The organism is Adonisia turfae CCMR0081 (assembly GCF_011009555.1).
Classification (GTDB): Bacteria; Cyanobacteriota; Cyanobacteriia; order Phormidesmidales; family Phormidesmidaceae; genus Leptothoe; species Leptothoe turfae.
On the sequence record NZ_QXHD01000004.1, the window covers coordinates 7,284,373 to 7,293,877 of the forward strand.

5 protein-coding genes are annotated in these 9,505 nt (G+C 46.7%); all 5 read right to left on the bottom strand.

All coding sequences use genetic code 11. The features are described 5' to 3' along the window. Positions 1-156: 156 nt before the first annotated feature. The gene (locus tag DXZ20_RS35020; protein WP_163703127.1) at positions 157-2,691 is read right to left on the bottom strand and encodes an EAL domain-containing protein; all 2,535 of its coding nucleotides are present in this window, start codon (positions 2,689-2,691) and stop codon (positions 157-159) included. A 54-nt stretch (positions 2,692-2,745) separates the two neighbouring features. After that, on the bottom strand, positions 2,746-6,588 hold the full coding sequence (locus DXZ20_RS35025) for a CHAT domain-containing protein (RefSeq protein WP_163703128.1): 3,843 nt from the start codon (positions 6,586-6,588) through the stop codon (positions 2,746-2,748). Positions 6,589-6,781: 193 nt separating this feature from the next. Then, entirely contained in the window at positions 6,782-7,525 is a 744-nt protein-coding gene (locus tag DXZ20_RS35030) for a DUF928 domain-containing protein (protein WP_163671435.1), read from the bottom strand. A gap of 660 nt (positions 7,526-8,185) precedes the next feature. Next, entirely contained in the window at positions 8,186-8,443 is a 258-nt protein-coding gene (locus DXZ20_RS35035; protein WP_163703129.1) for a hypothetical protein, read from the bottom strand. A 161-nt stretch (positions 8,444-8,604) separates the two neighbouring features. Continuing rightward, the coding region (locus DXZ20_RS35040; RefSeq protein ID WP_163703713.1) for a dihydrolipoyl dehydrogenase family protein at positions 8,605-9,505 on the bottom strand (901 nt) is incomplete at its 5' end.

Consider the following 9,505-nt stretch of genomic DNA (forward strand, 5'->3'; position numbering starts at 1 on the left):
AGATAAGTTTATAACTAAATTGACTGAACTGAAACAATCAGACACCATCATAATCATATATTCTTTTGAAAGAGAACTATGATGGTAGTTGGGTCCAAAATTTGAGGACATAACATGCGATCGATTAAAGAGATTGTCATAACTCCCTACGCCCCACTAATCTTCAATCTTCCAACGCTTATTCTGCCTCAACAGCTGCGCAGCTTGGTCTCTAGGCAAAGGTTTTGCAAAAAAATACCCCTGCACATATTGACAACGCAGTTGCTTTAGCAGACAGGCTTGTGCCATGGTTTCTACACCTTCGGCAATAATATCCAAATTCAGACGATGCCCTAAGGACACAATGGTGCCAACAATATCTGCATGTTCACTAATGTTTTCCATGCGGTCAACAAAGGATTTATCAATTTTTAGAGAATCAATCGGCAGACGATGGAGATAGCTCAGGGATGAATACCCCGTACCAAAGTCGTCGAGACTGATGTGTAAGCCTTTCTCCTTCAATCGTTTCAGCTGCTGAATAGCGGCTTCTACATCTTCCATGGCCACACTTTCTGTGAGTTCTAGTTTGAGGCCACGGGGGTCAATTTGATGCCGCTGTGTAATAGTGGCAATCGTCGTCGCCAAATCTTGTTGAACAAACTGTCGACTAGAAAGATTGACACCAATAAATAGGGGTTGAGGCATGGGAAATTGCTGTTGCCATTGGCGAATTTGATAACAGGCTTCATCTAAAATCCAATCCCCCATAGTTAGAATCATGCCAGTGTCCTCAGCAATGCTAATAAAGTCATTGGGGGGCACGGTGCCACGCTCAGGGTGCAACCAACGAATCAGGGCTTCAAAGCCCGCTATTTTACCCGAGGCTACCTCGATAATCGGTTGATAGTAAAGCTGGAACTGTTCATCATCTCCAGCGTGGCGCAACTCCATCTCCAGTTGAAACTGAGAGACCGAGTGGGTGCGCATGGTTTCGTTGAATACTTCATAGCGATCGCGACCTGATTTTTTGGCTTTACCCAGAGCCCGGTGAGCATCTTGCAACAGTGCATGGGCTCGATATCCCAGCCCTTTATGATGGAGCGCGATCCCAATACTGATGGTGGTGCTGACTAACTGCCCACCAATGTGAATAGAGTGCATCAGCTGTTTTTGCAGAGCAGCCGTGGTGGAGATCGCCTCTTGACGATGGGCCACTGACGGCAAAATTAGGGCAAACTGATTGCCACTTACCCTGGCAGCCGATGCATGGGGCATCAGATAAACGATGCGTTCGGCAACAATTTGCAGTAGCCGATCGGCCACTTGCACGCCCAACGTTTCATTCACTGATTTGAATAAATCCAGATCAAGTAACAGCAGGGCCACCATAGGCTGCGATGCATTACGCTGATTTAGACAGGACTGTAGGCGCTTGAGGCTAGAGACTCGATTGGGCAAACTGGTCAGCGGATCGTAAAAGGTGCGATAAAAAACTTGATAGGCGATGGTACTGCTCACCACGGTGGCAAAGCCCAAAGCAGGTGGCACAATGGGAATCCAACCCTGGTAAAGAAACATCCCCCAGCCGGTAATTACCAGGGAAGCCAGTGCGATCGCACTAGTTAGGGTCAACAGCACAAACCGCTGAATATGCCAAACTAAAACACTTCCCATCAGACACCAAAAGCCTATCCACAGCATTTCCTGCCATTGGGTCCATCCCCAAATCAGAGAATAGTCTCCCTCAACAACTGACAAAATTTGACGCACCGCATGGGCATGTAAAATCACCCCCGGTGTTGTTGCAACCGATCCTGCTTGGGTATTGAGGGAGGTGAAAACAGTGTCTTTAATACTAGGGGCTACGGTACCTATCAAGACCACCTTATTTTTGAACCAATTGGGATCAACCTCGTTATTAAAAACATCCGTCAGAGAGACTTGGCGAATTGATCTGTCGGTGGTCTGGTACTGAAACATGACCTGGTAGCCAGCCATGTCTTCATTCTGATAACCGCCCGTATTTTGGGCCAAAGTAGGGAAAAACCGACCAGCAATGGTGAGGCCTGCTAAATTTTTTTTTAGAATATCGGGGCCATAGCGGTTTTTCAGCACATGCAGGCTTAACTTTAAACCCAAAGCATAGAATTCATCAGGCTTAATGGAGGCAAACATAAAGTTGCGGCGAATCACCCCGTCACTATCAGCCACAAAATCTGCAAATCCCGTACGTTCTAGATCCATCCCTTGCGGCGGTGGGGTGCTGCGGGTGGGATCCAACCCTACATCATATACGCCATAGACATTCTCCACCGCCAGTTGTTGATCTAACTGTTCACGACCAGGAGGATGGTCAATGTCCCGATAGATATCCAGGCCAATGGCTACAGGTTCATAGGTCTGTAATTGTATTAGCAGCTCAGCTATCGTTTGATCACTTAAAGGCCAGTGGTTGTAGCGCTTGATATCCATCTCATTAATGCCTACGACCACCACATCGGGCAGATCAACATTGGTCACAGCATGACGGACACGACTGTCAAATAGTTTAAGTTCTAACTCTTCTAGTCCCCCAAGTTGACGAATACCAATAACAGCAAGAGCTACTCCCAGAGCAATTAATACATAGCCATAGCGCTGCAGCCATCGCCACAGCCACAGCTGCACAGAACGTAGACGACTACGACCGTAAAAGCTACCAAAGCGCAATGGGCCCCCTTAGGATTAGGCAGTCAACTGGATATGATGAATTAGGCGGTAGATTTACCAAGGATTCCCAATCATCGTAAAACCAGACCAATAGGCTGGATGGCTAAAATCCCAACTGCCGCTGGTGCCTAACCCAGACAGATGCCCAATTAGCTGACCATCACTGCCATATACGGTGCCATCTTCAATACCAACCTGGCCGTGCAACATCGCCAACTGGGCCTGACGAAGGGCGGCACTGCGGGTTAAAGGCTGTTCAAGGGCACGATAAAATTCCGCCATCAGGCCCAGGGTGCTCTCATCATCAATGGACCAAAGACTGGCCAACGCTGTTTGAACACCTACATTAACCGCTAATCCTGCAAATCCAAATTCGGCAGCAGCATCGCCCACTGCTGTGGCACAAGCACTTAAAATCAAGAAGTCAACCGCATCAAGCGGTAATGTCTGCAGCTGTTCCAGGTTCACAGTTTGATCCCAAAGCTGCACATAGGATGCCTCTAAACTGCCAGGCTGAAACACTGCATGGGTAGCTAAATGAACAGTCTTAAAGTTTCCCTGTTCTAAACGCTGCCGTAGCACATCCAGGGTGGCCTCATGATCCAAATATTGCTCATCATCCTGGCGTTGACTAGCCAGTGAAAGCTCAAACGGAACCGCCGCCAGATCGGCATGGGCTTCAAAGTTAGCAACCCCCATAGCCAGGGTAGCCTGTAATGCACCAGGCTCCGTTAACAAGTCTATGGAGGGCTCTAGGGGGGTCAACCCAGCACTGGGCAGTAGGCCAATACTGTAATTCTCGATCAAAAAGCGTTGCCCATCGTGGAGAGCGGCCATCGGCAAAGAGCGTAGCCCAGTATCTAGAACGAAACCAATATGGTCGATATCAGCGACTTCCAACTCGTCTAATATTGGTCGCACTAACCAATCATACAGCTGTTGCGCGGCAGGCAAATACTGAGCAGGGCGCAACACTGGATTTGTAATTGTCTGATGAAACGTTTCTACAACAGCTTTCACGTCTGCGGCAGTAGCCTCAACCGGACGATACACGGGTGCCCCCTCACCAGTGACAAGGACTAACTCGACATGGGTGTCTTTGAGACGAATGTACATCAGAGCCGGTGTAATGGCCTGAGCTTCACTCACCTGCCTCAGAGTTTGCTGGAGTCTCTGTAAGGAGGGTGAGGCAGGCATCGGTAGATTGAGGGCTCTAGCGAACTCAGCTGAGAACGACCTCTCTATTTGAGCCCAAATCAACTCGCTATCGCTAACAGAGCCTTCTTGCTTTTCCCTAGCACCATTGGCTAATGCGTTATTGTTTAGACTGTCGATACTCTCAAGTCCAAGCACAGTGGAAAGATTGGAAAGGTCTGCAACTGGCGACAAAGGTTCTGGGGAGTCAGATTGTGAACCTGAAGGGAAAGACTCAAATAAGTTATTGAGTTCAATGGTCTCTAAACTAACTTCTTCAACAGTCTGAGGAGCCGTCAAGGTATCTAAACCGGTCGTAATCTCACCTGCTGTTCCATTTATCCCACCATCACCCAGGGAGAACGAGATAGCAGGATCACTATTGTAGGTTAAACGAATGGTTCCACCATTTGTTGTCAATAGGCTGGCATTGGTGTCAGCAATCGTATCAATAGCTCGAAATGACTGTTGCGTAGTCACGTTAATATTGCCACCTTGCCCCTCTCCTGTGGCGTTAATAGAGTCCACTACAATCATGCCATCAGCCCTTAGGCCAATATCGCCACCCTGGGTTTGAGCTGAATCAGGGCTAACCGTGATAGACGTAATTTGCTGACTCGTAATGTCTCCTTTACTGGCATTCAACCTAATGGAACCACTATTGCCTGTATTACTGCTAGCCGCCTCTGTATTGGTATTGAGTGCAGCAGTCGTAATATTACCAGAACGATTAATAAGAGAGATATTACCAGCATCACCAGCGTTGTTAACAGTGGCTTGAACAGATGTTGTCACATCAGCGGTGTTAATGTTGGCAAATGCATCGATAGAAACCTCTCCTCCTGCTCCTGAGTTATTGTTGCCAGAGGTGCCAGTATTCAGAGAACCTGTCACAATGTTGCTTCTGCGACTAATAAGGGTAATATCACCACCGCCACCGCTATTGCTGAGGGCCGTGGTGGCCGTTGTAATATTGCCAACGCTGATCGCACCAGGTGCCGATAAAGCTATCTCACCACCATTGCCACTATTATTAAGGGTGCCACGCGCTGTGCTAATGAGATCGCCACCCACAATACTCCCGCGAGTTGATGTAAGCTGAATATTTCCCGCATTCTCCGAGTTATCGATGGCGGAAAATGCACTAGTATTTAATGTTCCGACCGTAATGTCAGCAGCTGTAATGGCAATGGCTTGCCCTGAAGTGCTCAGACGATCGCCTGGAGCCATGGTAAAACTGCCCTGACCATCGCCATCTGCATCCGCTAAAAAGCTGATACTGCCAGTTCCTTGGCCAAAGGTTAACTCGCCATCGCTTAAGGGTTCAATGGTAATGTTGTTGTCTGCTTGTAGCAACAAATTAATATTGCCGATGATAGAAGACTCTAGGGTGTTTTCATACAATATTTGAGGCTCACCCGTGTCCATACTTCCTGGATCGCTCCCCGCCCGAATTTCAATATTTTCCGGGTCGAGCAGTAAGGTGCCTGGGGCACCTTGCGATCGCAAATCTACTTGTCCACCAAAATACAGCTGCTCCTTGGCAGATACCTCGACTATCCCTCCAGCGGTATTTCCCCGAGCCCTAATCGCCCCCCTAAATTGGGTGAGTCCATCTGACCAGATGACCACTTGTCCACCCGCCTCACCATCAGCAATAATTGTAGAAGCAGCATCGATAAAAGTTGACTGAGCCGTCGGCAACAAGCCCCTGCCCTGATAGTCACCACCAATCAAAACTTGACCACCGTCAGTGGTGCGCAATGTCGCTCCTACAGTCGCCACATGGTCACCAACAATCTGAATACGGTTTAAGCCTAGATTGGTTGTTTGCTGAGTTGTTAGCAGCCCCCCCACTAGCGCTGTTCCAACAGGAACATCGAGCAACTGTCCCCCAGTCAAGCTTAGGGTTCCATCCTGATTGACTTCAATGGCCGTAGCATGGTCAACTCCTGTGGATGTAAGCCACAGGGGTAACGATGCCCTGGGTTGAGCCGCCGCCGCAAACTGCAATCCACCAGCCAAACCAACAATCTCATGGGTGCCAACCGCAGCGATGTTAATTGCTCCACCTCTTATGGTTCCCTGATTAACAACACTATGACCAATTAAGGATAAAGAATTATCGGCACCAACCGTCAGATCACCTAAATTCGTAATGTTACCAGGACTGTCAGGATTGAACTGTAACTGTAAAACGTTACCCTGTACATCACTGGAAAGACCCGTTAGTCCAAAATGTCCCCGCTCAAAATCTAGACGTTCAGCTGTTAAGACGGTAAAATCACCTGCCAAATTGATAGATGCGTCAGTACCGAATAACACACCTGCCGGATTGATCAAATACAAACTAGTTGGACCCCCAATAACGTCTATTAGTCCATTGATCTGCGAGGGCATGCCATTGGTGATGCGGCTAAAAACAGCTTCTACGCAAGATGTCACCTGAAATTCAGCCTGATGATTTTGCTCTAAGTCAAATTGCTCAAAGCTATGGAACAATAGTCTGGCATTATCCGCTGTTGTTCCTCCAGAAATCTCAAATTGATTGTTCTGTTGAACAACTTGAGTTTGTATAGAGTCTTGAGCTGAGATTACCTGGGCATTAGCCCATGGGATCCCTTGCCAAAGAGCTGTGTTAGCGATCCCAGCAGCACATATCTTTTGACCATAACTACGCCATAATATTTGAAGCTTACCCATGACGATTAACACTCCTCAGGTGACGATTTCTGATCAGTACAGTTCCCACCGTCGGTTCTACTGCAGAGTCTCAAGCTGTGGCACTGGAAATAAAATCAATTAACGTCCAAATTTTGGATGTGCAGACGTTCCATGGAACATCTCTTCAACATTTACGTTTGGAATTTCTTGATGGCTTGCTCTTGAGCAACCGTTAGTTTATCGCCTCCGTTGTTGGCAGCATAATTTCCACAGAGCTGGCACTCACCGACAGAGGAACAATTTGTTCTAGCCTAGCTGAAGCCATTAGCGTATGCCATTGACTCCATACATCTTGATTGTGTGGATGACGTTGCATCTGTTCCAGCAATACTCCCAGATGGTCATACCAAAGTTTGTTGGCGTCTAAGCTAGAACCCTCAACCCGATCAACCCAACCCTCCACTGAAATATTCTCTGAGCGGTTGTTAGGGTTACAAACGATGGAAGCTGCCCAACGATATCGCTGATTGATTTCTAATTTGGGCGCTCCACCCATGACACCTAAATCTAAACCAACAAGATCAGCGGTAGGTTCAACCGTTAAGTTCGTTTGATAAATAATCTCATCCTGGGCATTAAACAGATAAAACTCTAACTGTTTGGTACTTTTGACCTCTGGCACACTAAGCCAAAGTGTTGGTTCCGCTAAGGCCGTTGCCCCTAAATTAGTCTCTGGCACAATGGCCACCAGAGGTGCCGTATTTTGGGCACAGGCAGATGTTGGCAGACGAGAGGCACCACTGATGCGTCTGCCTGGCAAACCTTGGCGAACTTCTTCTTCCTCAGAAGCCTGAACTATACTAGGAGAACAACATTGAAGCCCTAACAATGTTGCTACTCCTATCGCTGTCAAGCGCACTAACCATTTAGAGGCAGGTAAAGAAACTGGGGTAATTGTGTTATTTGTGAGTTTCATGTGAAATAGTAAATTCGATGTCCTGCGGTTTATACGTGTTGTTATTTTTGACAAAGTTCTCAATTTAAATAGCACCCATAGAATAAACAGGACTCAGAGAAGACATACCGTCTAGTTCTTTATGAACTAAAAAGCACAGAGCGAAGCAAAATTAGTTTTACGTTCTATGGATGAGGCTATCTCCTTAATTCCCTCAACATGCCTCTCTTTAACTTTTCTAAGCCATGGGCTACCTGAACCAAAACCGTGGTTGTACTTACCTGATTATGTGTATTATGCGAAAATAAATTTACCTATTTAGACAAAAGTAGAGCTATTTACGCTCTAGCTAACAGGCACTAAAACCCCCGAAATACGTTGCCTTTCAAACCCTAAGTCTTTTATTTAATTTTAAAGTGAAGATTAAAGTAACTGTTTTTAGAAGAAATCAACTAATAATGTTTCGCCATTTGTCGGAAATAAATAATGACGCAATAACAGACATATAAACTCATCAACTTACACAACAATGTTATCTATAGTTTTCAGCAAGAGCTGATGTTGTAAACGATGTGCGCCAAGCTATACATCAGAGTTGAGTCATCTAGACACACAAAAACCGTCCTAGATACTTTTTCTAAGACGGTTTTGTATAGGTGAAATCTCAGTATTTATGAGGAACTATCGTTTAGATTTCACCTGGGTTTTGTGCTTTCTAGACTTAGAGCCAGATTTGCCCTTGTAGTCGTCATCATTATTTCTGCCGTTAGCCTCCCGAGAAATGTAGTCGATCAAGGCTAAGCTTAGTGACTGATCTTCAAAATCTCCATAGGATGTGCGCTTGGTTGATCGTTTTTCAAGCCGTTGATTAGGCTGTTGGAGAATTTTACTTCCTGCTAAAAAGATACCAATGACGATGAATAATGGTAGGAAAGGCATGGGGGTAACCCTCGTAAAATTCAGTAGATGCGCTGATAACAGGGAACATGCATTTAACTTTACCTGTGTGAAATTACCGTGAGGATGATTTTGATCACACGTCCCATAGGATTTTGATAGAGCGTATCTGTGATTAGTAGGGTTGGATACTTAATGATCTCTTAAGCAAGGGAACGTCGCCAGCTGAAGAACCCACGCAGTATATTCTGTAACCGATCGTTTTGGGCATAGCTTTGCTTAGTCAGTTGCAAAGCCGTCTTAGCATTGATTTCTGACAGTGTGGGGTAGATGTGAATGATGCTCTTAAGGGCTCCAATTTTCATTTTGTAGCTCATAGCCAAAACCACTTCATGGATGAGCTCACCGGCATGGGGACCGACGATGTGAGCCCCTAGAATTTCACCGTTTTGACGGGTAATAAATTTGGCAAATCCATGGCCTGCGGCCTCAGCTAAAGCGCGATCGACATCCTTAAACTCGTGCTTTAGTACAGCTACGTCATCCCCGTATCGTTCCTTTGCCTGCGCTTCTGTTAAACCAACGCGGGCAAGTTCCGGTTCTGTAAATGTCGCCCAGGGGATAACCCGATAATCGGCTTTTTTAGTGGCTAGGAATAGCGCATTCTGGATCACAACAGCGGCTTCATAACCAGCGACGTGGGTAAATTGGTATCCACCAATAACGTCGCCAGCACCATAAATGTGCTTGACGCTGGTCTGAAGTTTTTCATTGACCTTAATACCGGCTTTACCGACTTCTACACCGGCTGCCTCCAGACCTAAGGATTCTACATTGGGGATGCGACCTGTGGAGAGCAAGATCTCGTCCACAACAATGACTTGGTCGCCGACATAGAGATGCTTTTTGCCGTCAATCACCTCTACTTTCTTGGCTCGGCTTTTGGTAAGAATGCGAATGCCTTCGGTCTCAAGCTGCTTTTGGACAACAGCCGCTGCCTCAGGTTCTTCCTTAGGCATAATCTGATCGCGGCTGGCAATGATAGTGACCTCAGCTCCCAAACGGGCAAAGGATTGACCGAGTTCACAGCCAATGGGACCAGCG